This window comes from Pseudophaeobacter arcticus DSM 23566, from assembly GCF_000473205.1.
GTDB classification, from domain to species: Bacteria; Pseudomonadota; Alphaproteobacteria; order Rhodobacterales; family Rhodobacteraceae; genus Pseudophaeobacter; species Pseudophaeobacter arcticus.
Genome location: NZ_AXBF01000004.1, coordinates 227,369 through 252,507, shown reverse-complemented (window position 1 = coordinate 252,507; position 25,139 = coordinate 227,369). Strand labels below are relative to the sequence as shown.

The 25,139-nt window shown below is 60.6% G+C and carries 24 protein-coding genes and 1 riboswitch; of the genes, 4 read left to right on the top strand and 20 right to left on the bottom strand.

The features are described 5' to 3' along the window. Positions 1 to 28: 28 nt before the first annotated feature. On the bottom strand, positions 29 to 1,537 hold the full coding sequence (gene hpaE, locus ARCT_RS0101210; protein ID WP_027238473.1) for a 5-carboxymethyl-2-hydroxymuconate semialdehyde dehydrogenase: 1,509 nt from the start codon (positions 1,535 to 1,537) through the stop codon (positions 29 to 31). After that, entirely contained in the window at positions 1,534 to 1,938 is a 405-nt protein-coding gene (locus tag ARCT_RS0101205; protein WP_027238472.1) for a 5-carboxymethyl-2-hydroxymuconate Delta-isomerase, read from the bottom strand. Before ARCT_RS0101205 ends, hpaE begins: the two co-directional genes overlap by 4 nt. 410 nt (positions 1,939 to 2,348) lie before the next feature. Between ARCT_RS0101205 and ARCT_RS0101200 the strand changes: the two genes are divergently transcribed. Further along, positions 2,349 to 3,785: a mannose-1-phosphate guanylyltransferase/mannose-6-phosphate isomerase gene (locus ARCT_RS0101200; protein ID WP_027238471.1), complete on the top strand. Its 1,437-nt coding sequence runs from the start codon at positions 2,349 to 2,351 to the stop codon at positions 3,783 to 3,785. A gap of 114 nt (positions 3,786 to 3,899) precedes the next feature. Here the strand turns inward: ARCT_RS0101200 and ARCT_RS0101195 are convergent, their stop codons facing one another. From ARCT_RS0101195 to ARCT_RS0101175, 5 genes are all read right to left on the bottom strand, one after another. Then, on the bottom strand, positions 3,900 to 7,076 hold the full coding sequence (locus tag ARCT_RS0101195; protein WP_027238470.1) for a hypothetical protein: 3,177 nt from the start codon (positions 7,074 to 7,076) through the stop codon (positions 3,900 to 3,902). A 3-nt stretch (positions 7,077 to 7,079) separates the two neighbouring features. Continuing rightward, on the bottom strand, positions 7,080 to 7,808 hold the full coding sequence (locus ARCT_RS0101190; protein ID WP_027238469.1) for a hypothetical protein: 729 nt from the start codon (positions 7,806 to 7,808) through the stop codon (positions 7,080 to 7,082). Between the two features lie 9 nt (positions 7,809 to 7,817). Further along, positions 7,818 to 9,236, bottom strand: coding sequence for a hypothetical protein (locus ARCT_RS0101185; protein WP_161631278.1), 1,419 nt, complete (start codon positions 9,234 to 9,236; stop codon positions 7,818 to 7,820). Between the two features lie 224 nt (positions 9,237 to 9,460). Beyond that, on the bottom strand, positions 9,461 to 11,428 hold the full coding sequence (locus tag ARCT_RS26880; RefSeq protein ID WP_161631277.1) for an ATP-binding protein: 1,968 nt from the start codon (positions 11,426 to 11,428) through the stop codon (positions 9,461 to 9,463). 427 nt (positions 11,429 to 11,855) lie between these two features. Then, on the bottom strand, positions 11,856 to 12,284 hold the full coding sequence (locus ARCT_RS0101175) for a DUF983 domain-containing protein (RefSeq protein ID WP_240476185.1): 429 nt from the start codon (positions 12,282 to 12,284) through the stop codon (positions 11,856 to 11,858). A 170-nt stretch (positions 12,285 to 12,454) separates the two neighbouring features. Between ARCT_RS0101175 and ARCT_RS0101170 the strand changes: the two genes are divergently transcribed. Both ARCT_RS0101170 and ARCT_RS0101165 read left to right on the top strand, forming a co-directional pair. After that, positions 12,455 to 13,843 (top strand): aminotransferase-like domain-containing protein, encoded by a 1,389-nt coding sequence (locus ARCT_RS0101170; protein WP_036783818.1) that lies wholly within the window; start codon positions 12,455 to 12,457, stop codon positions 13,841 to 13,843. Between the two features lie 40 nt (positions 13,844 to 13,883). After that, on the top strand, positions 13,884 to 14,750 hold the full coding sequence (locus tag ARCT_RS0101165; RefSeq protein ID WP_027238465.1) for a DMT family transporter: 867 nt from the start codon (positions 13,884 to 13,886) through the stop codon (positions 14,748 to 14,750). A 40-nt stretch (positions 14,751 to 14,790) separates the two neighbouring features. On the opposite strand, the gene cobF is transcribed toward ARCT_RS0101165, so the two are convergent. From cobF to ARCT_RS0101115, 10 genes are all read right to left on the bottom strand, one after another. Further along, positions 14,791 to 15,546, bottom strand: a complete 756-nt coding sequence (gene cobF, locus ARCT_RS0101160; protein ID WP_027238464.1) for a precorrin-6A synthase (deacetylating) — start codon at positions 15,544 to 15,546, stop codon at positions 14,791 to 14,793. Between the two features lie 182 nt (positions 15,547 to 15,728). Beyond that, the gene (locus tag ARCT_RS0101155; RefSeq protein WP_027238463.1) at positions 15,729 to 16,229 is read right to left on the bottom strand and encodes a hypothetical protein; all 501 of its coding nucleotides are present in this window, start codon (positions 16,227 to 16,229) and stop codon (positions 15,729 to 15,731) included. Between the two features lie 62 nt (positions 16,230 to 16,291). Beyond that, entirely contained in the window at positions 16,292 to 16,981 is a 690-nt protein-coding gene (locus ARCT_RS0101150; RefSeq protein WP_027238462.1) for a CbtA family protein, read from the bottom strand. A 4-nt stretch (positions 16,982 to 16,985) separates the two neighbouring features. Then, complete coding sequence (locus ARCT_RS27360; RefSeq protein ID WP_084300665.1) at positions 16,986 to 17,156, bottom strand: CbtB domain-containing protein; 171 nt, start codon at positions 17,154 to 17,156, stop codon at positions 16,986 to 16,988. A 35-nt stretch (positions 17,157 to 17,191) separates the two neighbouring features. Continuing rightward, positions 17,192 to 17,411: riboswitch (cobalamin riboswitch) on the bottom strand. A gap of 96 nt (positions 17,412 to 17,507) precedes the next feature. Then, positions 17,508 to 17,843, bottom strand: a complete 336-nt coding sequence (locus tag ARCT_RS0101140; protein ID WP_027238461.1) for a DUF1636 family protein — start codon at positions 17,841 to 17,843, stop codon at positions 17,508 to 17,510. A 4-nt stretch (positions 17,844 to 17,847) separates the two neighbouring features. Beyond that, positions 17,848 to 18,585 carry a uroporphyrinogen-III C-methyltransferase gene (cobA, locus tag ARCT_RS0101135; protein ID WP_027238460.1) on the bottom strand — a complete coding sequence of 246 codons (738 nt, stop codon included), beginning with the start codon at positions 18,583 to 18,585 and terminating at the stop codon, positions 17,848 to 17,850. Continuing rightward, positions 18,582 to 19,898, bottom strand: a complete 1,317-nt coding sequence (locus tag ARCT_RS0101130) for a cobyrinate a,c-diamide synthase (RefSeq protein WP_027238459.1) — start codon at positions 19,896 to 19,898, stop codon at positions 18,582 to 18,584. The genes cobA and ARCT_RS0101130 overlap by 4 nt, the downstream gene beginning before the upstream one ends. Then, positions 19,891 to 20,685, bottom strand: coding sequence for a precorrin-4 C(11)-methyltransferase (cobM, locus tag ARCT_RS0101125; protein ID WP_027238458.1), 795 nt, complete (start codon positions 20,683 to 20,685; stop codon positions 19,891 to 19,893). The genes ARCT_RS0101130 and cobM overlap by 8 nt, the downstream gene beginning before the upstream one ends. Beyond that, positions 20,682 to 21,059, bottom strand: a complete 378-nt coding sequence (locus ARCT_RS0101120) for a cobalamin biosynthesis protein (RefSeq protein WP_027238457.1) — start codon at positions 21,057 to 21,059, stop codon at positions 20,682 to 20,684. The genes cobM and ARCT_RS0101120 overlap by 4 nt, the downstream gene beginning before the upstream one ends. Further along, entirely contained in the window at positions 21,056 to 22,264 is a 1,209-nt protein-coding gene (locus tag ARCT_RS0101115) for a bifunctional cobalt-precorrin-7 (C(5))-methyltransferase/cobalt-precorrin-6B (C(15))-methyltransferase (RefSeq protein WP_027238456.1), read from the bottom strand. The genes ARCT_RS0101120 and ARCT_RS0101115 overlap by 4 nt, the downstream gene beginning before the upstream one ends. Between ARCT_RS0101115 and ARCT_RS0101110 the strand changes: the two genes are divergently transcribed. Next, complete coding sequence (locus ARCT_RS0101110) at positions 22,263 to 23,021, top strand: cobalt-precorrin-6A reductase (RefSeq protein ID WP_027238455.1); 759 nt, start codon at positions 22,263 to 22,265, stop codon at positions 23,019 to 23,021. The genes ARCT_RS0101115 and ARCT_RS0101110 overlap by 2 nt on opposite strands. On the opposite strand, the gene cobJ is transcribed toward ARCT_RS0101110, so the two are convergent. The 3 genes from cobJ to ARCT_RS0101095 are packed head-to-tail and all read right to left on the bottom strand — an operon-like array spanning position 23,000 to position 25,139. Then, the gene (gene cobJ / locus ARCT_RS0101105; RefSeq protein ID WP_027238454.1) at positions 23,000 to 23,779 is read right to left on the bottom strand and encodes a precorrin-3B C(17)-methyltransferase; all 780 of its coding nucleotides are present in this window, start codon (positions 23,777 to 23,779) and stop codon (positions 23,000 to 23,002) included. The two genes, ARCT_RS0101110 and cobJ, sit on opposite strands and share 22 nt — an antisense overlap. Further along, positions 23,776 to 24,507 carry a precorrin-2 C(20)-methyltransferase gene (locus tag ARCT_RS0101100; protein WP_027238453.1) on the bottom strand — a complete coding sequence of 244 codons (732 nt, stop codon included), beginning with the start codon at positions 24,505 to 24,507 and terminating at the stop codon, positions 23,776 to 23,778. The genes cobJ and ARCT_RS0101100 overlap by 4 nt, the downstream gene beginning before the upstream one ends. A gap of 2 nt (positions 24,508 to 24,509) precedes the next feature. After that, positions 24,510 to 25,139: a precorrin-8X methylmutase gene (locus tag ARCT_RS0101095; RefSeq protein WP_027238452.1), complete on the bottom strand. Its 630-nt coding sequence runs from the start codon at positions 25,137 to 25,139 to the stop codon at positions 24,510 to 24,512.

Here is a 25,139-nt window from a genome sequence, read left to right as displayed (position 1 = left end):
GGATATTTTTGGCCAAATGAATTTGGGGTCATGCGCCGAGGCGGGTGATCTTGTGTTGGCCGGTGGCAAAGCCGATGTGTTTTTGCTCCATGTAGAAGTCAAAGCTCCAGTCGCCGCCATCGCGGCCGATGCCGCTGGCCTTGACCCCGCCAAAGGGGGTGGGCAGGTGGCGGACGTTTTCCGAGTTCACCCAGATCATGCCGGCCTCAAGCTGGTCGGTGAAGCGCAGGGCGCGGGTGAGGTCGCTGGTCCAGAGATAGCCGGTGAGGCCGTATTGGGTGTCATTGGCCAGCTCAAGCGCCTCTGCTTCTGTGCTGAAGGGGATCGAGGTCAGCACCGGGCCAAAAATTTCTTCCTGGGCGATGCGCATCTTGGTGTTGGCATCGGTGAAGAGGGTGGGGCGGATAAAATAGCCCTCATCCCCCAGTCTGGTTCCGCCAGCGGCCAGGGTGGCGCCGTCTTCCTTGGCGATGTCAAAATAGGAGGTCACCTTGGTGTAGTGCTCTTGGCTGATCAAAGGGCCAATTTCGCTGGCGGGATCCAGCGGGTGGCCAACCTTGATGGCGTTGACGCGCTCAACCAGCCGGGCTTCGAAGGCTTCGCGGATAGTATCCTGCACCAGCAGGCGCGAGGAGGAGGTACAGCGTTCGCCGTTGATGGAATAGATCATGAAGATCACCGCATCCAGCGCTCGCTCCAGATCAGCATCGTCAAAGACGATGACCGGGTTTTTACCGCCCAGTTCCAGGTGCATGCGCTTGAGTGTATCGGCACCCTGTTTGGTGATGATCGACCCGGTGCGGCTTTCGCCGACAAAGGCGATGGCCTTGATTGCGGGGTGTTCGGTCAGGCGTTTGCCTGCGTCGTGGCCATAGCCGTTGACGGTGTTGAGCACGCCGGGGGGCAGGCCGGCCTCTTCGGCGATTTCAACCAGGAGGCGGGCGGTCAGCGGGCTGTCTTCGGCGGGTTTGTGGACCACGGTGCAGCCCGCTGCGAGGGCCGGGGCGATTTTCCAGGTGGACAGCATGAAGGGGGTGTTCCAGGGGGTGATGACGCCAACCGGGCCGATGGGTTTGCGGGTGGTGATATTCATCAAGGTGGGCGATTGCAGGTGCTGGCCGTCACGGGCCTGCACCACCTGATCGGCAAAATAGCGGAAGTTTTCGGCGCCGCGCAGGGCGGCCTTGGACATGAAGCGCAGGGTCTGGCCGGTGTCCCAGCATTCGCACAGGGCAATTTCTTCGGCGCGGGCTTCGATGCCTTCGGCGACGCGGATCAGGATTTTTTTGCGCTCAACTGCGGGGATGTCGCGCCAGGCGGGGAAGGCTGCTTTGGCAGCTTCTGCGGCGGCGTCAATGTCGGCCTCTGTGCCGCGGGCCACATCGCAGATCACCGATTTGTCCACTGGTGAGGTGGATTGAAAGGTGCCCGCAGAGCCCGGGCGATCCTCGCCTGCGATCCGGTTCTGGATGCCGGTGTCCTGAAAGCGGGCAAGAAACCCGCTCAGCTTTGAGATGTTGTCGTTCAGAGCAGTCATGAGGATACCTCCAGCGAAGAGCGGCCAAGATGGTCACGAATTGAGCCGGTTTTGGGGGAAAGATCGGGGTCGATGTCGCGCATTTCCAGCGAAAGAGCGATGGAATGCCTGGCGATGGCGGGGGCCAGAAAGCTTTGCGCGGCGTCAAAGATCCGCTGGGTTGCGTCTTGTTTGACCTCGGGCGTACGCCCGGCGCGCAGGCGGATCGAGATGTCTACAAAACCATGTTTGGGATCCCCATCGGCGATGGCATAGTGGTCTACGCGGGTGGCACGCACCCGGACACCGGCCATCGGGAAGGTGTCGATTTCAACTGCGGTTGCGCGAATATGTTCACATAGCGCAGTGACGTCGACGATCTGTTCCAGATTTCCAGAGTATTCGATCTGAAAGTGGGGCATCTCGAAACCTTTACATGTTAAGTAAGGGCACCATAGTTCTGGGGAGGTGGGCTGTCAAGATTTATTTAACATGACAACTATCTTAAGCTAAACCTAAGAGCTGCCCCTAGATGCTATCCGCATTGGGGGTTTGGATCGACCTATGCCATCCCGGTTGCCAAAGCCCCTTGGCCTGCCTTTAGAGAGGCCAAGGGGGGCGTTTTGCCTTTAAACTGTCAAGTGTAGTGGGATAATCTCAATCGGGGTCAATCCTTCGGGGCCTTGGGATGCGGTGTAAAGACCTTGGTTCTAGCTGCGCGCAAAAGGGCGTTTTTGATCCCATTGGACGAAGGGGCTGGTCATACTTATGCTTGGTTATTACTGCAGGATGCGGATGATCAGTGCAGCATGCGATTTTGAAGGACGGATTTATGATTACACCAATTTTGCTTTGCGGTGGTTCCGGCACCCGGCTTTGGCCTTTGTCGCGCAAAAGCTACCCAAAACAATTTGTGCCTCTGGTGGGGGAGACCACCCTGTTTCAGGCCTCGGCGCAGCGGCTTGCGGGGGCGGAATTTGCCGCCCCGATGGTGCTGACCAATTCTGATTTCCGCTTTATCGTGACCGAGCAACTGGCAAGCGTTGGTATTGATCCCGGCGCTATCCTGATTGAACCTGCCGGGCGCAACACCGCGCCTGCGGTTCTGGCGGCGGCGCTGTATCTGGCCAAATCTGACCCCGAAGCCGTGATGCTGGTGGCGCCCTCGGATCATGTGGTGCCTGATGATGTGGCCTTTCGTGCGGCGGTGGCCGCTGGGGCCGAGGCGGCCAAACAGGGCCAGATCGTCACCTTTGGTATCAAGCCCACCCATGCTGAAACCGGCTATGGCTATCTCGAACTCACCGGGGATCCCGGCGATTTTTCTCCCCGCGCCATTGGTCTGAAACGCTTTGTCGAGAAACCCGATGCCGCCACCGCTGAGGTGATGCTGGCCTCTGGCAATTTCTTGTGGAACGCCGGGATATTTTTGTTTTCGGTCCAGACCATCCTTGCGGCCTTTGCTGCCCATGCGGCTGATCTGATGGCGCCGGTCGAGGCGGCGATTGCAGCGGGCGAAAATGATCTTGGCTTTTTCCGGCTGGACCCCGCCGCCTGGGAGACGCTTGACGATATCTCGATCGACTATGCGGTGATGGAGAAGGCTGACAATCTGACGGTGGTGCCCTTTGCGGCAGGCTGGTCTGACCTCGGCGGTTGGGATGCGGTCTGGCGTGAAAGCAAGGCCGATGCCAATGGTGTGGTTGCCAGCGGCAACGCCACGGCAATTGATTGCCGCGACAGCCTGTTGCGGTCCGAAGATGACAGCCTGGCGGTTGTGGGCATTGGCTTGCAGGATGTGATCGCGGTGGCGATGCCGGATGCGGTGCTGGTGGCGGATGCTTCCCGCGCACAGGATGTGAAACTGGCGGTGGCTGCGCTGAAGGAAAAAGGCGCCAAGCAGGCCACCGAATTCCCGATGGATCATCGCCCCTGGGGCTGGTTTGAGAGCCTGGTGGTGGGCGAACGGTTCCAGGTGAAACGTATCCACGTGCACCCCGGCGCGGCGCTGTCGCTGCAAAGCCACCATCATCGCTCAGAGCATTGGATCGTGGTGGAAGGCACCGCCAAGGTGACGGTGGATAACGAGGTGAAACTGGTGACAGAGAACCAATCGGTTTATATCCCGCTGGGGTCGGTGCACCGGATGGAAAACCCCGGAAAACTGCCAATGGTTCTGATCGAAGTCCAGACTGGCAGCTACCTTGGGGAAGATGACATCATTCGCTACGAGGATGTCTATGCCCGTGGCCAGGGGGCCAAAGGGTAATTCAACAAGGCAGCGCTCTGGAGGCCCCAGTAGGCGGGCCTCCATATGCCCGGCTGCTTGGGGCTGGGATGGGACCTGCCAAGGGGCCTGATGGGCGCGGCAGGCGCTGAGGCCTCAGTGGGGGGCCACCACCTCGCGGGCGAGAAGATCAACGTAGTCTTGTGCAGAAAATTCGCTGTCCTCACTCAGATACAGCCGGTCCAGAGCGCGCATTTCCAGCGGGGTTTTCCAGCCTGTTTCTACCCGGTTCAATGTCACCCGGCCGGGGCTGCGAAAATACAGGCCTCCGGGCGTCACAGCCGCATAATAGGCCCTGTGTTCCCCGCTGCGCGTTGTTTGTGCTGACAGGATTTTGTCCTGCCCCATCAGGATATAGATCTGGCCCCGGTCAAACCCAATGGTGAAACTGCCATCCCAGGTCTTGCGCCAGTCTGCGTCCAGGGTGCGCGACCAATGGTCATAGTGGAAGTGACCGGTGTGGAAGGTCAGTTTTAGGCCGCCCTGCCGATTGGGGCCATCAAGGCTTTCCAGGGTTAAGGCAGCAACCGCAGTCTTCTCCACATTCGCTGCGCTCTCGCTGAAGTAAATTCTGGTCCGCATGTCCGGGTCATCGGGGCGGATCCAGAATTTTGTCTCAAAGGGTGTGGCGGCTATGCGGTAGTCCAGATTGACGACGGGCTCAGCGCTGACCAGTGCAATCCGGTTGCCCGAGGGCGGATTGGGGCGGCGTGACAGGGTGATCCCTTGAGGGGTTTGTTCGGCCAGATTTGCAAACAGGGCGTCGCCGATATCACGCTTGGTCCATTCCGGCCCCGACTCACCGGTAAACAAAGTGGTCACAGGCAAAGCTGGCAGATCAGAAACGGCTGGTTCTGTCGCAGGTGCAATGTCTGGACTGTAGTTGACGTCGATCTGTTTCAACGTCAGTCCGGTCCTGCGGTCAGCCCGTCCGGTGGCATAGGCCCAGAGCCGCAGCCCGGTGCCATCCTTTAACCACCGGCAAGAGGTTGGTTTTGCGGATGTGCCCGCCATCAGCACCGAGATACCACGCGGGGTCAGAACAAATGTGAACTGATCGGGGATGGCCTCGACTGTGCCCAGGTCAAGCACCGACGTCTGGCCTTCACTGCCTGCCAGAACCACCTGATAGCCAGTCTCTTGCTGGGCAACATTCAGCATACAGGCCTCGCCGCCCAGTCGATTTTCCGGCAACCCAAAGCGACTGTGAAACCCCACCGTGAAATCTCCCGTTTGGCTGCCGTCCAAAGAGACCGTGATGCGCGCGACGGCATTTTTGCCAAAGTGGTCGAGCCAAAGAATGGGCTCGTTGGAATAAATCCCAAGTGTCTTGACGGTGTCTGATTGCGGCCAGGACAGGTTTAAGGCGCCGTCTTGCAGAGTGGAGAACCGGTGGGCGGCGCTTGCTGGGTTTGACAGATTGGCCCAAACCGGCGCTATAGCCTGTCCGTCAAAGATGGTCGTTTTGCGCGGCCCCTGCGTGAGCGCATCAATGGGGGGAAGCGGCTGCGCCTGCACTGTGTCCAAAACAATCCGCGCAAGGTTCAGCCTGGTGTTTGTGGTGCGGCGGCCTTCGGCAACATAGGTTTGCAAAATCCAATTGCGGCCTGAATAGTCCTGATCCAATGCGGCCCAACCCAATCTCCCACCTGCCTGATTGCGCAGTTCAACACCCTGATCGGGGCGCAGAATGACATCAAAGGTGACCTGCCCTTTGGGCCAGGGGAAGCGCATGTCATAGGTGTTTGAATCCTCCCGGTGACGCAACTGTGCAAAGGCGGATCCATCGTCGAGGCGCAGAATGAGCAGGCGCAAATCAAAGCTTTCCCAAGGGTCGAGATCAGCCTTGTCAGCGGGGGTCAGGGCCATGACAAAGGTATTGGACTGATCCGCATCTATGGTGAAGCTGAGCCGGGTTGCTTGGTGATCGTTACGGCTGGGGAAGGAGACCAGCGCATTTTTTGTTTGTATGCCGAGTTTGGCCCTGTTCTGGCCATCCGGGATGGTGAGCGCCAAAGTGCCCGCCTGTTGACTGGCCCAGGCCGCAAAATCTGCACCCACATGGGCAAAAGGCGTGAATTGCTGCAGGGTGTTGCCATCAAACAGAACTATTGGGCCGCTGTGCTGTTCCTGTTGCTGGCTCGGCCTGTCCGTTGCTGCTTCGACCTGCTCGCTTGGGGTGGCTCCGGGATCGGCTTTGCGGGTCTTGCCCCCCGGTGACGGTGCAACACCGGGCTGTGTGGTCTGCGCCATGGGGGCGGGTTGCGACGGTGAGCCTGCTGCCTCTGGCCACTGCAGGGTCTTATAGTTGAGATCAATTTCACCATTTTTGCGCAACGAGACCTGGGTCAGTAAATGGTCACGCACCTCGAATAGGGCAAAAGGCTGGTCCCCGTTGCGCAGCAGCAGCTTGTCATAAAGGGGGTGAAAATAATCTTCCGTCGCGCCCTGTTGATCAAAAGGGAATGTCACGGCAAAAACCGGCAGGCGCCCATGCTGACAGGACAGGGTAAGCGTCACGTCCGCCCCGGCGTCTTGCAGAATGCCAAGCATCCGGCGCATCTGTCTTGTGGTTGCTTCGGTGTCACAATCATTGCCAAAATTTGTCTTCAGCACCGCCGCCCAAGAGCTGTCAGATGCGGGTTCTGACGCGGGCTGTGGTGCCTGTGGTGCTGGATGTTGTTCGTTTGACGCCGCCGCCGCGCTGGGTTTCTTGCCCGGCCCTGCTGTGACGGGTTGTCTGGGCACCACCGGCGCGCTCTCGGCTTCGGGGTGCGGTGCGGGGGTCTGCGTCGGGGGCAGTTGCTCGCGGCCAGGCTTTGCCGGGACACCGTCCAGCCGAAGGCGTGCCAGCAATTGATCAAACATGGCGCGGTGCTCGGCCAGGGGTGTGTTTTGCGCGATCAGCTGAAAGAGGAATTGGTCGCCCTTTGCGTCTGGCATCAAAAAGGCCAGCTCCAATATGCGCTCGCCTGCCAGTTCCGAATGGATGAACAGCGCTGGCTGCCCGGCAATGGTCAGCTCTTCGTGGGAGACAATATCGGGATATCCCAACAAAGGCTCATCCGGGAACCACCACCGCGCCCAAAGTTTAAACCGTTCATCCGGGCTGACAAAATCCAGCTCTTCCTCCCGCATGTCCATGGTTTGATACCAGGCCTGCGGCACCGCAAAGTTGGTAGTGCGAAGACTGTAGTCCTTCCAGTCTCCGGCACCGGCAGAAAGGGGAGCCAAGAGCGCCAGTACCAAGGCGGCAATCAGTCGAATAAACATGATCTACTCCGTTTCTGCCTGTCGGCGTGTCTTGGGGAGAAAACTGGACAGGCCGGGGGCTATCGGGGTGCCCGCCTGTTGCAACCGCTTCATGAGCGCCCTTGTGGGGGTCTCAAAGCCATCCGCCTTGATCACCACCTTGGGTCCGGTGGTGAGCTCAAGCGCGATACCGGTGCTGTCGCGGGCCAAGAGGAGACCCCCGGCCTGGCCGTAATATCCCTTGGCGATCAAAAACGGTGTCAGATAGCGCATCCAGCGGGGCAGGCCGCGACGCCAGGGTTTGGCCTGGGCAACCGCGTCAAATTGGATGCTGCGGGGCTTGAAGCCTGTATGGATCGTAAATGAATGCGCATCCAGCACCAGGGCGTAGGCCTCGTTGCGCCAGCCGATCACCGGCAATGACAGGAGGATTGCGGCAATCGGCCAAACCAGAAAGGCCACCGGGTGCAGCAGCTCTGCCCCGCCGTCAGCACGCGCTGCCCAGATCGGCAGAACACACAGCAGACCGCCAAAAAGAAAGCCAATCCAATCAGGCCCTGCGATCGCTGTTGCCCAGCTATATGAAAGCGCGCGGTCCGGGAGGGCTGGCCGGGGGGCGCGCCAATAGATGGCAATGGCAGCAATCAGAAAGGGGCTGGCCCAGATCCAGTTTGGCAGGGCCGCCAAACCGATCAGAAACAGCATCAGGACAACTACGCGAAGAAGGGCAAGCAAGGTGCCGCGGCGTGACATCATCTGGTCCTAGTCATTGTTTTTACCGGCGATCTCGGCTGCACGGGCGCGAATGCCTGCCTCCACAGCCTGAAAGGGATTGGGATTGCCCTCCGCTTCGACCCTGGCACCACAATTCTTCCACTTCTCCGGGTCGGTGGGGAGCGGATGACGCGTGCAGCCAAGGCCGCTGACAATGCAGGGCGGACCGGGATGCTGGCAGGAGTAGCGCGCATCAAAGGTGCCGATTGTGTCGGGCTCATAAAATTGAGACGCCCCCGAACTGCCATAGCCAGCAGCGCGACACACACAGTTGAGATATCCAACGCTTGGGGTGACACCGAGGGCTTTGAAGGTGCTCATCAATTTGCCATGGGGCAGCCGGGTGAGTTCGCACAGGAAATCCCCCGCTTTGCAGGAAATGGGGGTGTGAACAAAGCCGGTTTTGGTGATCTTGTCGCATTCGCCGCGCGCAATGGGCAAAGCGTAACGCGCCAGGGCCTGGCTTTGAACATGGGCCATGGCAATTCTTTGCAGGTTCAACGAGATCATGTGCTGACGCGACTGCAATGCCTGCTTGAATTCCGCGACCCGTTGGTCCCTGGCCTCTTGATTGGCGGCAACAAAATTGGCCTGAATGGTGCCGAGTTTGATGTTATATGCGGCTTCGGAATTGATTTCCCTGTCCAGCTTGTAAATCTCGACATCGCGGGCGCTGGCGATACGTGACAGCCGGTCCTGAAACCTCTCTTCGATCTTTGGTATCGCGGCTTTGGCGGTAACTTCTGCGGCCTGGATACCGGCATGGGCCTTTGCTACCTTTGCGCGCAGTTTTTCCTGCGCCCCGGCAACTGTGTTTTCATTCCAGTTGTGCAGGGTGCTGACCCGGATGATATCCTCTATCCAGACCTCCCGGCTGTTGGCGATGGCCTCGCGGTTGTGGTCGACAAAGGCATTTACCGTTTTGTGCAGATTTTCGAACATGCCCGAAAGGGAACTCACTGAATCTGCAAGGTTCGACTGCAGGAACATGTAGGGATCAATTTGTAGATCCACCTGCAGATTTGGATTGATCTCTGCCAGCAGCGACATTCCCCAGATATCGGCAAGATCCCGTATCAAATTGGTATTTTGCAGATCCTCGACCGCAGCTTCAACGCTGGCTTCGCGCCGGTGCGCATCCAGGAAAAGTGATCCGGCAACGGCCTTGAGACAGTCATCCCTTTGGCCATCGAGCACAGTTTTTAAGTCGCGAATTGTTCGCGCAGGGTATTTGCTCAGGTCTGAGAGGGTAGGGGCGACATAGCCCCTGGATTCCAGATCCCGGAGAGTCTGATTGGCTTCGTTGCGGATTACATCTACCTCATCCGCCTGCACCGACAGAGGCGATAAAAGCCAGCAGGAACACAGCAAGACCCGAAAGAGCTTTCCTGGGCGAAGGATCTGCAAAGCCCTGGGGCATGCCACGTTTTCTAGTGCTGAAAACCTTGGAAAGCTGTGCATTGAATGGCCTCCTGAAATGCCGCCTTCAAGCCTAGGGGAGTGCCATATGACTCACTTTGATTTAGAGCAAATTTATCTGGTTGAGCCCCCGCCAGAGGCCAGGAGGCCCGCAGTTGACCAGGCCTTCCTTCGATTTCATCCAAATCCGGGCGCTGCAACTGGCAGACAGCTCATCCGCGCCCGGTATCGAGGCTATCTGTGCCCTGTCCCAGTGCTTTTTGGATGGCAGCAAATAGATCGGTGCGTTGCACGGGTTTCATCAGGCGGATGTCTTCGGGGCGCAGCCCGTTCCCATGTACCGCAGCCTCGCTGGCGTATCCTGACATAAAAATCACCGGCAGATCCGGGGCCAGGCTGCGCAGCTCTGCGGCAAGGCCGGTGCCCAAGAGCCGACCCGGCATGACGATATCCGTGATCAAGAGATCAAAGTGAGGATCCGCTTCAAAAATTTCCTTTGCCGCGTCCCCCGACGGTGCTGCCGTGACGACATACCCGGCCTTTTGCAGGGTTTGGATCAAGACTTCCAGAACGGAAGCATTGTCTTCTGCCAGCAAAATTCGCCGCGCGGTATGGTTGGTTGTCTCTGGTTCTGCCTCGGGGCGCGCATCGGCTTCTTCTGAGGAGGAAGCTGCCACTTTGAAGAACAGCTTGAAGGTGGTGCCTATTCCTGGCTCGGAATAGACTTGGACAGTGCCATTGGACTGGCGCATGAAGCCGTGAACCATAGAAAGCCCCAGGCCGGAATTGCCGCCCGGGGCCTTGGTCGAAAAGAAGGGCTCAAAGATATCGGGCACGATCTCTGGGGGAATGCCCTCGCCGGTATCGCTGACCGCCAGCATCACATAACGCCCTGGTGGCAGCTCTTCCTGGCGCGCATCAATGTAGTTTTTATCAATAATAATGTTGGCGGTTTCAATGGTGAGCTTGCCACCGTTGGGCATGGCATCCTGGGCATTGAGGATCAGGTTCAAAAGCGCGCTTTCGGTGGCGCTGGGGTCGGCTTCAACCAGCCAAAGCCCATCAAGCAGGGAGGTGTTGACGGAGATTGTTGCGGGCAGGGTCCGGCTGATCCAATTTTTAGTTTCCTGCACCACCAGATTGATGTCGATCGGGCTGGGCTCCAGGCTGGCCTTGCGGGCAAAGGCCAGCATGTTGCGGGTCAGATCCGACCCCCGCAGTGTCGCGGCAATGCCCTTTTCGATGAGCTGCTTATGTTGCTCGTCATCAATCTCGTCCCGGAGCAACTCCAGATTTCCCAGTGTGACGGCCAGAAGGTTGTTGAAATCATGCGCCACGCCGCCGGTCAACTTACCCACTGCTTCCAGTTTCTGGGAGACCGCGAGCTGTTCTTGGATCTTGGCACGTTCCTTGATCTCTGCCTTGCGGGCCGAGATTTCGACCACGCTGGCGCGGATGAGTTTTCGATCAAGGGGCGGCAGGCGGGCCAGAGAAACCTCACAATCTAGCATGTCTCCGTTTTTGTTTTCAAACTGCCATTCAAAAACAGGGAACTCGCCTGCAAGGGTCTGCCGAAGATAGGTGGATACCGCCACTCGGGAGCGGCGACCGTCAGGTTGGAAGGGGGGGCTTATCTTGGGGGTAATTGCCTGCATAAGTTCATCGCGGGAATATCCAAGAATTTGCTCCGCGCGGGTGTTGCTGGTGATAAAGCAGCCCAGATCCATATCATATATCAATATGGCTTCCGGGGCATATTCAACCAAGGCATGCATTTGATCATGCTGTTTATAAAGCGCGATGTTGGAGGCTTCCCATTGCGTGCGCAGATGCTCCGTTAGGGTGATACAGGCGGTACCGCTAAATAACAGGGCGAATGTCATCACCATCCAGTTGAGCCAATTTTCTGTGTGATGATCGTAGTTGAGAGTATTGGTCTGCAGATGTCCCGCTGAATGCAGATAGCCGAGGCTGATTGAAATGAGCAGGGAAACGGTCAGCGTCAGATAGGCCGCATGCCGTCCCACCAAAGCCACTGAAATGATGGGGGCAGTCAGCAGAATGAGCCAGCCGGGCGATGCCAGACCGAGAAAGGTAAGGCTGGTGGTCGCGATAATAAACAGGCCAAGGACGAGCAGAGTGACGCGCTTTGTGTGATGTTTTCCACCCGGAAAAATCATTGGCGGGGCCACAAAGAATATCAAGAAAATTGGGATGCCAATGTAGTAAAGTGGCCCATAGGGAATGGCGCGGGTCGTGGCGGCGCAGATGCATAACCCGACGGCAACCATGAAATAATAGAACAGCCAGTTTGACGATTCTCTTATGTTTTCTGCATGTGTTTTTCTGGCCTGGAGGATCTGATCGCCCGCCATTTTATCCCCTTAACAAACATGCGGCAGCAAAAAACAGTCTTGGAATTATCACCGTGCTATAGCGTGAGAAAAACACGGCATCCGTATTCCGTGCACGTGGTGATCAACCCCAAGTGTAGGATAATTTCTATCGTGATCAAGGATTTTCACGCCGAAGGCCGTCTTGGTGGCTTTCGGCGTGTATCAAAATTCAGTTTTAATGGGTTGGGTTTTCAGGCTTTCAGGTGGTGGCCTAAAAGCCGTGCATGCGTTTGGCCCATTGATAGGCAACCACAAGACCCTTCATTCGCGGCAATAACAAAAGAGAGCTCAATATGGTCACCAGCGACATGATCAATGCCAGGGTGAAAGGGTCAGGCCGAAACTGCGTGTAAGTGATGTGAAGCGCAAAGCCGAGCAGGTGCCCGACCAGCAAAATGGTCAGATAGGCCGGGCCGTCGTCAGCGCGATTGTGATAGAGCTCCTGGCCGCAGTTGTCGCAGCTGTGTTTCACTTTCAGATAGCCTTGCAGCAGCTTGCCTTCGCCGCAGCTGGGGCAACGCAGTCGCAAGCCGCGCAATGCGGCAGGTTTCCAGGGGCGCAGCACTGTTTGATCAGACAATGCTTGCTTGGGGGCGGTTGTCACTGTGCTGCTGTCTTGGGTCATCTTGGGTATCGCCATCTTTGATTCCTGTCTTTGCATTCCTCTAAGGTGTTTCGTGATTGATTGCAAACAATGATGCGGTCAATTTGGTTGCAATTGCCAGCGACTTGGGGATATTCCAGCACAAGACCCGTGTTGAATCACGCTTTGGAACTGGATGAGGAAAGACCGCCGTGGGGAGAGATCCTTTGAAACACTGGAGCCCGACACTGCCGGTTTCGGACAAGCCGCGTTATGTGGAAATCGCGGACGCCATTCGCGCAGATATTGACGCGGGCCTTTTGCTGCCAGGTGACCGGCTGCCACCCCAGCGCGGGGTGGCACAGGATCTAGGGGTAGATTTTTCTACCGCTTCAAGAGGTTATGCCGAGGCCGTGCGGCGCGGCGACATCGAAAGCTTTGTTGGCCGTGGGACATTTGTGCGCGCGCCTGACCTGCGGGAGGCGCTGGACGGATCAAACGCGGTGCCGGATCCCCGCCGAATTTTGGAAGAAGACCCGATGATGAACATGCCGCCGGAACCGGATGATCCTGCCCTGGTCGCCCGTATGGCCAGTGGCCTGGGCCATGTGGCGGCAAATCTGGTGCCATTGTTGCGCTATCAATCGGTGCGGGGCAGCGCTGCCGACCGCGAGATTGCCCGGGATTGGATGCAGGCAAACGGGCTGGACTTTGCCGCCGACAGGTTTGCCATCACGCCGGGTGCCCATGCCAGTATCTATGCGATTCTGACGCTGCTGAGCGAACCAGGACAGACCCTGCTGTGTGAGACTTTGACCTACCCCGGCATTCGCTCCATCGCCGCCCGCCTGGGGCTGAAGCTGGTGGGGGTGCCAAGCGACCGGGAGGGGCTGCGCCCCGAGGCGCTGGAGCGGGCCATTAGCGAACATTGGCCTGCGGCGCTCTACCTGAACCCAACCCTGCAGAACCCAACCACCCAAACAATGTCCGCAACCCGCCGCCGCGAGATTGCCGAGGTGCTGATGCAGCATGATCTTCAACTGATCGAGGATGATGCCTATAGATTTGTCGCCGCAGATGCACCGCCGCCGATTGCCCACCACCTGCCAGATCTGGCCTGGCATGTCGCCGGGATTTCCAAATGTTTTGGTGCTGGCCTGCGGCTTGCCTATACAACCGTGCCACAACGGGCCGAGATGGGAGGCTTCTCCCAGGCGCTGCGCAGCATCAATGTGATGGCCTCGCCGCTGAGCCTGGCGTTGCTGGGGCACTGGATCGAAGACGGCACCGCCACCGAGATCCAGGCTTTTGTGCGCCGCGCCGCGGCAGAGCGGCAAGAGCTGGCGCAGGATATCCTATGTGGGTGTTTTGTGACCAGCGCCCCCGAGGCCTTTAACCTGTGGGTGGAACTGCCCCGCGGCACCAACCGGGCTGAGGTCATGGGGCGCATGGCCAATCGGCAGATTGGCATCATGCCCAGCGACGCCTTTACCGTGGTGGGCCAGCCCAGCGAAGCGTTGCGTGTTTGCCTTGGGGGGCCAATTGGCCTAGAGCAGCTGCGCGGGGATCTGGTTGCGCTGCGCGATGCAATTCTGCGCAAAGATTGGCTGGGCTAATGCAGATAAACCTGACCACCGCCTGCACCGGAGTGACCAGATGAAACACCATATCCCTATGGGTATGCTTGGCACCGTGGTCCTGGCCATGACGCTGATCGTGATTGGCGATGCCGCAGGCAAGTCGCTGACGGTCGCTGGGGCCAGCCCCTTCTTTGTCGCCTGGTCCCGTTTTACCGTGGCGGCGGTGGTGCTGTTGCCCTTTGCCGGTCTGCGCAGTGCCGAGCTGCGCGGGTTTCTGGACTGGCGGATCATTCTGCGGTCGCTGCTGATTGCCACGGGCATTCTGTGCATCCTCACCGCGCTGAGGACCGAACCAATCGCCAATGTCTTTGGCGGCTTCTTTGTTGGGCCTATCGTGGCCTTTGTGCTCTCGGCGCTGCTGCTGAAAGAAAAGGTGGATCCGGGCCGGGTGGCGCTGCTGCTGGTGAGCTTTGTCGGCGTACTATTGGTGGTGAAACCGGGGTTTGGGATGCAGATCGGCATGGGGTTTGCCCTGTTGGCGGGCTGTTTCCATGGCTCATATCTGGTGGCAACGCGCAGTCTGGCCGGGCGGTACCGGCCCAAGTTTCTGCTGATCTCCCAATTGATTATCGGCTCATTGGTGCTGTTTCCCTTTAGCTATGGCGAGATGCCACAAAGCATTGATATCACCTCCGGAAGCCTGATCCTGATCAGCGCGCTGGGATCTGCGGCAGGGAATTTTCTGTTGGTGATGGTCAATCGGACCACGCCTGCCAATGTCGTGGCGCCATTGATCTACAGCCAGCTCCTGGCGGCAACCGTTCTGGGGGTGGTGGTCTTTGGCACCTGGCCCGATGAGCTGGCGCTTTTGGGGCTGGGGGTGATTGTCCTCTCCGGCCTGTCCTCGCTCTGGCTGGCGGGACGCCGCATGGCCCAGGCCTAGCCTGTCTTCTCAGGGGCGGCGGACCGGCGACGGAGCCGCCTCAGGATTTCCGCAGCAGGTAGATATCCATGATCCAGCCGTGATCGGCGCGGGCCTGGGCGCGGGTTTGGATGATCTGTTCGGCGACCGCAGCCAAGGGGCCAGAGAGGCTGATCTGGTTTTCCATGCCGGCATAGGCGGACCACCAGATGTCCACCCCTGTGGGGTCGATGGCCTGAAACGAGCATTCCCCATCCAGCATGATCACCAGGGTATCGGCACTCTCAGGCCAGCCGTTGTCGCGCAGCTGTCGCCCGGTGGTCACGGTAAAGGGCGCACCAATCTCGTTCAACGGAATGGCATGGGCGGCGGTCAGCGCCTGGATCGAGGTCACGCCGGGAATGACCTCTAGCGTGATATCCTGCGTGGCCTTCAGGCGCTCGGCGATGCGCATGGTGCTGTCATATAGCGACGGATCCCCCCAGACCAGAAAGCCAACCCTGACCTTGCCGCCGGGGCAGTGGTCGCGGATGGTTTTGATCCAGACCTCGGCAATGGCATCGTGCCAGTGATCCACGCGGGCGGTGTAGTCCTGGATCGCGGGGTCGCGCACCGGCAGGGCAAATTCAACAATACGCGGGCCGGGGGCCTGGATCACCTGAGCGCAGATCTGCTGGCGCAGCCCGGCGAGGTCGTCTTTGCCCGCGCCCTTGTGCGGGATCAGGATCAGATCGCAGGCATTGAGCGCGGCGACTGCCTGCAGGGTCAGATGCTGCGAGTTGCCGGTGCCAATGCCAATGAGCGAAAGCTCGATCACGGCGGCCGTGCTGTCATTGTTCATCTGTCGGGCTCCTGCCAAAAAGAAACACGGCCCGCTATGGCGCCGTGTTTCAGCATAATCAAGCCCGGATCCGGCTGCATCGCGGGATCGGGCCGCTGTGTATCGACTTCGCGTCAGGTCAGGCGGCAGACCGGGGCTGCAACCGGGGCACCAAGGGGTCAGGGGTTGTCGATGATCACGCTGTCAGCAATCGGGTCTGTCCCGATCATCAGCGGGCTGTGGCTATTTGCGTTCAGCCCCACGGTGATTTCGACGCTGCCCTTGGGCAGATCGCCCAGATGCAGCCAGTTGCCATAAAGCCGGGTCAGCTTGCTGCCGTTGATATAGACATGGGCATGACCTTCGCCGGGGCGATCCGCAGTGGAGACATGTTCGGGCGAGAAGATGAAATTCTCTGTGGTGACCTGCAGGTTCCAGCCGGACATCGGGTCCTTGTGGACGTCTATTGCAATTTTGGGCGCGGTGCTGCCTGGGGTGATCATCAGAGGTTGGCTATGGGCGTGACCGGCGCTTTCCATCTGGTGTTCTGCCCCTCCGTGCTGGGCAGGGTCGCCGTGGTCGTGGCCGGTGAAGGTGATGCCATTGCCGGCAGCAACAACAAAGCCGATGCCACAGCCAAAGGTAAGCCCAATGGCAAAGAGAGCGAGGGAACGGGACATTCTTGATCCTTTGAAACGGAAACCTCCGCCAGTGGCGATGCACCGACGGAGGTTTTTTTCGATTACGCGGCGGCGGTGCGCTGTGCTTCCGATTGCCAGAAATAGCCAGCAAAAGTGCCAAGCAGAACCCAGGCGGCCATGCCAACGCCAAGGGCGCGTGCGGCAAACAGCGCGCCGATCTCGGTTGGAACCGGACCGGTAAAGCTGTCTGGCTCCGGGGCGCCAATCAGATGCGGCAGCAGCAACAGCGCCACCGCAATGGCATAAGAGACCAGATTGCCGCCAAAGGCGATGAGCCACATGGCAATGCCGGCCGCAGCCACGGTTGCTGTCCACCAGATCTGGCGGTCAAAGACATCGGCAGCGGCGACGCCGGGCACTTCTGGTGCCAGGGTCAAAGCTGGCGCCAGATGGAAGGTGACAAAACCTGCCAACCCCCAGAGAATGCCCGCCCGTGCGGTGACAACATGGCCCTTGCTCTCGGCAAGTGACATCAGGGCAACCATGACCAGCGCATAGCCGGTGTAGGTCAACATGGTGAAAATGATGCTCAACCCGTCGCGCATGACGTCAAAGCCGGGCAGATCCGGATGCGCCGAAACTGCGGCGCCGCCAAAATGCACCAGCTCGCCGGTCTCATAAAGCTCGGCATGCAAAAGAACAGGCTGCACAAAAAGAAGCTGCAGCAGAGCGGTTAACAACCCTGCTGCAGCACCAGCGAACAACGCGCTGGTCAAGATACGGTTCATCATCTGCTTAGTGGCAGGGGAAGCCGGTTGCGTGACGGACATCATGGGCCGCGTCATGCAGGGCAGAAGCCTGTACGTGACCGGTCAGGGTGACAATACCCAGGCCAAGGATCACGGCAAACAGAGCTGGTGCAAAACCAATGCCTGCAGCGGATTTGTTCAGTGTCTTAGTTGTCATCATTGTTCTCCACGTCGTCACACCCGACGACAAAAGTTTCAGTCCATTACATGGCCGGTCTCCTGACTCGCAGGTCACAGCGATTTTTCCCCTTCCCGGTGGCCAGATTGGCCCCAGTGGATATGAAAAACCACTCGCTGCTCACAGTCGCGGGGGCGGTTGAGGGCGTGGCGCCGCGATTTGGTCCGCCATTCCTCATTCCCGTTTCAGCCCTGATGCTTTGCACCGTTGGACACCATGTTCATTTGTTGTGCCCTTTGTCATACTGCCCGGTCAAGTTGGAAACCGTCCCGCTTGGACAAAGATGCGACTTTTTCGGTGGGCAGGGCGATTTTGACCCGGCTGTCGGGTCTAGTCCAGATCCGCCGGGATTCGCGCGATGGCCTTCATGCGCAGCGCCCCCAGCGGGCGGGAATCTGCCAGGGTGCCATCGGGGCTTTCGTTAAAGAGCCGCAAAAAGGTGAGGATATTCGGCAGGTCCGCTGCGGTGATCTCGCCAAAGAGATAGGCCGTCTTGCCGCTTTGCCGCACCGCAAGGGTCTGCGGGCGTGTGCAGCCGGACATGCAGTCCACCTCTTGCACCCGCGCCGCGATCCCGGCCTGTTCCAGGGCCTCCGCCAGATGGCGGGGCAGGGCCAGATCGGCGCTCTTGCAGCTCTTGCAGAGGGTCAGGGTTGGCTGCGGCACCGGCTCAGCCTCCCGGGGTCAGATCGGTATCGGCCAGCGGGCCGTAGAGAATGAGAACCGGCGCAGTGGTCTCCATCGCACGCAGTACCTGTGGCAGTTCACCCACCGTATGGCAGCTGAGTTCTTGTTCGGGTGTGGATACCCCCAATGCCACCAGCGCATGGGTTTCAGGTGGCAGACCGGCTTCGACCAGCTTTTCCGCCAGGGCCGCAAAGGTGCGTTTGCCCATATAGACAACCGTGGTGGCATCCGGATCGGCCAGCGCCGCCATGTTGAGGCTATCCGGCAGGCCACCGGTGACGTCGTGACCGGTGATGAACTGCATACGGCGCGCCGTCAGCCGCCGGGTCAGCGGAATATTGGCCGCTGCCGCCGCAGCTGAGGCTGCGGTGACGCCGGGGATGATCTCAAACGGGATGCCCGCAGCACGCAGCGCAGTGATTTCTTCCTCTAGCCGACCAAAGACGCCACTGTCACCTGACTTCAACCGCACCACCTTGAGGCCGCTTTTGGCATAGTCCACCAGCAGTTGGCTGACGTGGTCCTGTTTTGGTGAGGGCCGCCCGGCGCGTTTGCCAACACCCACCAGATCGGCATCAGGGCGGGCATGAGTCAGGATCGGCCCCGAGGAGAGATCGTCAAACAGCACCGCATCGGCCGCTTCCAGCCGTTTCACCGCCTTGACGGTCAGCAGCTCCGGATCACCAGGGCCAGACGAGACAAAACTGACAAAGCCGCTCATGCGCCTTCTCCGGTGATCAGATGGAAAAAGGTGCCGGTGACATGGCCCTTGATGGAGCCGGTTTCCGGCACCGGATTGCCATCGGCATCCATGACATGGGCCAGTGGGGCGTCGGGTTCATCCAGAATGGTGCAATAGTGGAACTCATGCCCGCGCAGGGCTGCACCTGTTGCAAAGCCCGGCATCGGCGCCTGCAACTCGGCGCGGCGATAGCCCAAATGGAATTTGCGTTTCTCATAGGAGGTGACCAGGCCCAGCAGACCGGCCATCTGATGGCGGTTGCCCTCCTTGTCGATCAGAGCGTCGCCAAGGGCCATGTAGCCCCCACATTCGCCATGCACTGGCTTGGTCTCGGCATGTTTGCGCAGGCCCGCACGGAAGGTCTGGGCGGCGGCCAGGGTGCCGCCGTGTAGTTCCGGGTAACCGCCGGGTAGCCAGACCAGATCGGCGTCTTGGGCCGGGGCCTCATCCGCGAGGGGGGAAAACGGCAGGATTTCAGCGCCGGCGGCGCGCCAGCCGGTCAAAAGATGCGGATAGGTAAAGGAAAACGCCGCATCCCGTGCCAGCGCGATGCGCTGCGCCGGGGGCTTTGGCAGCCTGTTGGGGGCTGGGGCGGCTGCGCCCATGGCTGCCGATTTGAGCGCCTCAAGATCCACATGTTCGCGCAGGAAAGTGGCATAGCCTGCGATGGCGGCTTCCAGATCGGGATGTTCCACCGCCTGAATCAGGCCCAGGTGGCGTTCGGGCAGGGCAAGATCGCCGCGCCGGGGCAGCGCGCCCAGAACCTTGACGCCTGCGCGCTCCATCCCCAGCCGGGTCAGGCGTTCGTGGCGGGGGCTGGCGACCCGGTTCAGGATTACCCCCGCAAAGGGCACCTCGGGGTCGTAGGATTTAAACCCCAAAGCGGTGGCGGCAGCGGACTGCGCCTGGCCGCCCACGTCAATCACCAGCACCACCGGCCAGCCCATGCGCTTGGCGGTTTCAGCAGAAGAGCCAAAGCCGCTCTGCCCACGGGTGGCAACCCCGTCAAACAGCCCCATCGAGCCTTCGCCGATGCAGATTTCAGCCCCTGTTGCCTGTCCGGCAACCGCATCCAGCAGCTGCGCGTCCATCGCCCAGGTATCCAGATTGAAGCTGGGGCGCTTGGCAGCGGCAAAGTGAAAGGCCGGGTCGATGTAGTCGGGGCCGCTTTTGAAGGGCTGAACCGCCAGGCCGTCTTCGGCCAGCGCCCGCAGCAGGCCCAGCATCACCGTGGTCTTGCCGGTGCCAGAGGCCGGGGCGGAGATCATCAGGCCTTTGGGAAAATCAATCATCACCTTCGCTCCAGTTGGCCCATTGGCTGTCGGCGCTTTGTGGCCGGTAGCGGCGGTCGTAATCCTGCGCGTAAAGGCAGCTTTCGTCAAAACCTTCATTGCCAAGCGCCGGTCCGACCAGAATCAGCGCGGTGCGTCCGCGCACCCCGCCGGTAGCCTCTTCCAGGGTGCCAAGCGTCGCCTTGACCACCTTTTGATCTGGCCAGGTGGCGCGCCAGACCACGGCAACCGGGCATTCGGCGCCATAGCTGGGGGTGAGCCGGGCGACCACATCCTCCAGCACATGCACCGAGAGGTGAATGGCCAGGGTCGCACCGGTGCGGGCAAAATTCTCCAGCGTTTCGCCTTCGGGCATCGCCGAGGCCTTGCCCGAGGTTCGCGTCAGCACCAGCGATTGGGCGACACCGGGCAGGGTCAGCTCTGATCCCAGCGCCGCTGCCGCCGCCGCAAAGGCGGGCACGCCGGGGGTGATGTCATAGGGGATGTTCAGTGTGCGCAACCGGCGCAGCTGTTCTCCTAAGGCAGACCAGACCGACAGATCGCCCGAATGCAGCCGGGCGATATCGTGACCAGCGTCATTGGCCTCTTTGATATGGGCGATGATTTCATCCAGCGACAGCGCTGCGGTGTTGATCACCTTGGCCCCTTTGGGGCAGTGCTGCAGCAGCGCCTCGGGGACCAGCGAACCGGCATAGAGACAGACCGGGCAGGCAGCGATCAGGTCGCGCCCGCGCAGAGTGATAAGATCGGCGGCGCCGGGGCCGGCGCCAATGAAATGAACGGTCATGGCTCAAGTCTTTCTGCAAGGGCCGCGGTGGCCATCCCATCCGCGGTCATAAGTCTGGGGGTGATCAGGCGGGACCGGGCCAGGCCTGCGCCTTGGCGGGCGGCCACCAGGGCGCAGGCCTCGGCAACCGAGCCGGTGCCAAATCGGGATTGTATGCGGGGCGAACAGGTGAGGGTCTGTTCGCCGGCGATGTCTTCTTCGCGCAGGGCAATCAGCGGCAGCGCCAGTTCCCGGGCAAGCTCTATCAGCGCAGGCTGCGCCGCCTTTGCCGCCAGGCTGGCCAGGGCATCGGGGCGCCCCCCTGTCAGCGCCAGCACGCTGCGCAGATCGGCCAGCGTCGCATTGGCGCGAAATCCAATCCCGGCCACTTTCATCGTGTCACGCTCCACTGAATGACGGGGCGGGCGCGTTGCCAGTCGCGCATCGACCCTAAAGGCCCGGCTTCGGCAATTTCAGCCTTCAGCAGATGGCCGCCCCACTGTGCATGGGCCTGCATCAGCAGGGTTTCGGTCTCCAGCGTGACGCCATTGGCCACCAGACGGGTGCCCGGCGGCAGGATCTGCCAGAGCTGATCCAGCAGCGCTTGCGAGCCGCCGCCGCCGATAAAGACGCAATCGGGCAGCGCATGTCCCGTCAGCACTTCGGGGGCTTTGCCCTGCACTGCCGCCATGCGGTGGCTCAGGCCAAAACGCGTGGCATTGGCGCGGATGTTTTCCAGCCGCTCCCGGCGGGGCTCAAAGGTGATGGCGCGGGCGCCGGGGGCCGCCAGGCACCATTCAACCGAGACAGAGCCAGAGCCGCCGCCGATATCCCACAGCAGTTCGCCTCTGCGTGGTGCCAGCGCCGACAGGGTCAGGGCGCGGATGGGACGTTTGGTGATCTGGCCATCGCTCACGAAATGCGCATCGGCCAGCCCCGCAGCCTGCGGCAGCCCGGGCTGAGTTGCCTCGATGGCGACGAGGACCGGAGCCCCCCCTGGCGGCAGATCCCATTCCTTGGCGGTGGCCTGAAACAGGCGTTCCCGGGGGCCTCCCAGCCGTTCCATCACATGTATCCGCGCCGCATCCTGGCCGTTCTCAACCAGCCAGCGGGCCAGTTCAGCCGGGGCCGCTCCGTCGCGCAGGGTGCAAATCGCGCGGCTGCCCCGGCCCAGCAGCGGCAACAGCTGTGCAAAAGGCGCCGCATGCAGCCCGAGGCAAAGCACCTCTTCCAGTTTCCAGCCCAGCCGGTTGGCGGCCAGCGCAAAGCAGGAGGGCACCGGGTGAGAAACCCATTCGTGAGGATCAAGGTCGCCCATCAAGGATCCTCCGGCGCCGTGCCAGAAGGGATCGCCCGAGGCAAGCACCACCACCGGGCGTCCCCGTTGCGCCAGCACGGGCTGGATGGAAAAGGGCACCGGCCAGGGCTGGCCCCGGTCGCCGGCCAGCACCAGATCCAGATGGCGCGGCCCGCCAAAAATCACCTCGGCCTCATGCAGCGCTTTGCGGCTTGCCTCCGAGAGGCCCGCCAGTCCATCCTCACCAAGACCAATCACCGTGAGCCACGGCTGAGTGACAGAGGCAACAACAGGATCAGACATGACACGAACCCTTGTGTTGGGCGGCACCACAGAGGCCAGCAAACTGGCCAAGGCTCTGGCTGAGGCGGGTATGGATGCGGTATTTTCCTACGCCGGCCGCACGGCCAACCCGGTGGCGCAGCCCCTGCCCATGCGGGTGGGTGGCTTTGGCGGTCTCGACGGGCTGCTGCGCTACCTCAGAGAGGAGGAGATCAGTCATGTGGTGGATGCCACCCATCCCTTTGCCGCCCAGATGAGCCGCAATGTGGTGCAGGCCTGCGCCGAGGCAGGCCTGCCGCTTTGCGCCTTTGAACGTCCGCCCTGGCGCCCGGTGGCGGGGGATAACTGGACCCATGTTGGCGATATCGAGGCGGCGGTGCAGGCGTTGCCGCAGGCGCCTGCGCGGGTTTTCCTGGCGATTGGCAAACAGAACCTTGCGGGCTTTGCCGCCAAGCCGCAGCATCACTATCTGTTGCGTCTGGTGGACGCACCCGAGGCGGAGCTGCCGCTGCCCAGTTGTAGCGTCGAGATCGCCCGTGGTCCCTTTGATGAGGCCGCAGATCTTGCCTTGATGCAGCATCATGGCATCACCCATGTGGTGTCGAAAAATGCCGGCGGTCGTGGCGCCTCGGCCAAACTTGCCGCCGCGCGCGCCCTCACCCTGCCGATCATCATGATCGACAGACCACAGGTGCCCCCCCGCATGACCTACGGGGATTTGGCAGAGGTGATGGCCTGGCTGTTTCATACCCCGGCTCAGCCCGCGTCGCGCGCATAGCGCGGGGTGTAGACATGGGCGCCGATGCGGCGGGTGTCCTTGTTGCCGACAATCACCACGGTGCGCATATCCGCCATTTCGGGTGTCGCCTCGTTAAGGGTCACGGTGGTGATGGTTTCATCGGGTTTGGACACATCGCGGGCAAAAGAAATCAAGGTCTCACCGCCACAGGCCTCACGCAGGATCTCAAGCGCGCGGGCAAACTGATGGGGGCGCGATTTTGAACGGGGATTGTAAAACCCCATGGCAAAGCCCGCCTCGCCGGCCAAGCGCAGGCGTTTTTCAATCAGGCTCCAGGGTTTCAGATTGTCGCTGAGGTTGATGGCGGCAAAATCATGCCCCATCGGCGCGCCGATCCGGGCCGATGCTGCCAGCATTGCGGTGATGCCGGGCAAGACCTGGATGTCCAGATCCAGCCAGGCAGGCTGATGGGCTTCTTCCAGCGCCTCAAACACGGCAGAGGCCATGGCAAAGACGCCCGGATCGCCCGAGGAGACCACTGCCACGCGTTTGCCGCTTGCCGCCATCTCCAGCGCATGGGTGGCGCGCTCGACCTCGACCCGGTTGTCTGTGGCATGCAGGGTCAGGCCGGGGCGTTCGGGGATGCGCTTTACATAGGGGATGTAGCCGACAATATCCGTGGCCTCACTGATCACCTCCTGGACCTGGGTTGTCACCATGGTTTCATCGCCGGGACCAAGCCCGACAATTTTCACCCAGCCTGTTTTTGGCCGGCCTGTTGGTGCTGTCTCTGTCATGGTCTGCGCCCCTGTCCATGCACCAGAACAATCGAGAAATAGGGCACTTCGCCCTCGATCTCAGAGAGTTTCTGCACCGTCTGGCTGGGCATGGTGCCCCGTTCCACCAGCCAGGCCTCTTCTGCTTTGCCTGCGGCCTGCAGCGCGCGGCGCAGTTTTGGCAGGTTACGGCCGATCTTCATCACCACCAGCGCATCGGTCTCCTGGATGCGGCGGGTCAGCTCCGCCTCGGACAGGGTGGCCATGGCCACGGTCAGGACGTCATCGCCCCAGGTGATGGGCTGGCCGGTGGCGGTCCAGCAGCCGGACATGCCGGTGATGCCGGGAATGACTTCCTGCTCGGCGCGGCCCTGTAGCCGGGTGTAGAGATGCATGTAGGAGCCATAAAAGAACGGGTCACCTTCGCAGAGCACCACGACATTCTCTGTCTGGGCAATCTCGGCCAGGGTATTGGCCCAGCCATCATAGAATGCGGCCATGACCCGGTTGTATTCGGGATCAGAGAAATGGATTTCGGTGGTGACCGGATATTCCATTGCGTGTTCAATGACGCCCTCGGGCAACAGGCCCTCGACCAGGCTGCGGGCCTGACCCTTGCGGCCTTCCTTGCGGAAATAGGCCACATGGCGGGCGCCTTGAATGGCGCGCCAGGATTTGACGCTCATCAGTTCGGGATCGCCCGGCCCCAGGCCGGCACAGATGACTTTTCCCGCGGGTATTGTGGCCATGGTCACTCTTTCCAACTGGCTAGCGCGTTGACCGCAGCCACGGTGATGGCTGAACCACCCAGGCGACCTTTGACGATCATCGCGGGCACCGGCAGATCCTGCATCAGGGCCTCTTTGGATTCCATGGCGCCGACAAAGCCTACCGGGCAGCCGATGATGGCGGCGGGGCGTGGGCAGGCGGGATCTTTGAGCATGTTCAACAGGTGAAACAGCGCCGTCGGGGCATTGCCGATGGCCACAACCGCGCCGTCGAGCTTGGGGCGCCAGAGCTCCAGCGCGGCGGCGGAGCGGGTATTGCCCATTTCCTTGGCCATCTCAGGCACCTTGGGGTCGCGCAGGGTGCAGATGACTTCGTTGTTGGCGGCAAGGCGCGGGCGGGTGATGCCCTCGCTGACCATATGCGCATCGCAGAGGATCGGCGCACCGGCGGCCAGGGCGGCACGGGCGGTTTCGGCCATGCCGGGAGAAAAGCGGATGTGGTCTTCCAGACCAACCATGCCAGCGGCGTGGATCATGCGCACAGCGACGCTTTCCTCATCCTTGTTGAAGCGGGCGAGGTCAGCCTCGGCGCGGATGGTGGCAAAGCTTTCAGCGTAGATTGCAGCGCCGTTGGTCTCATAGGTGTGGAGCAT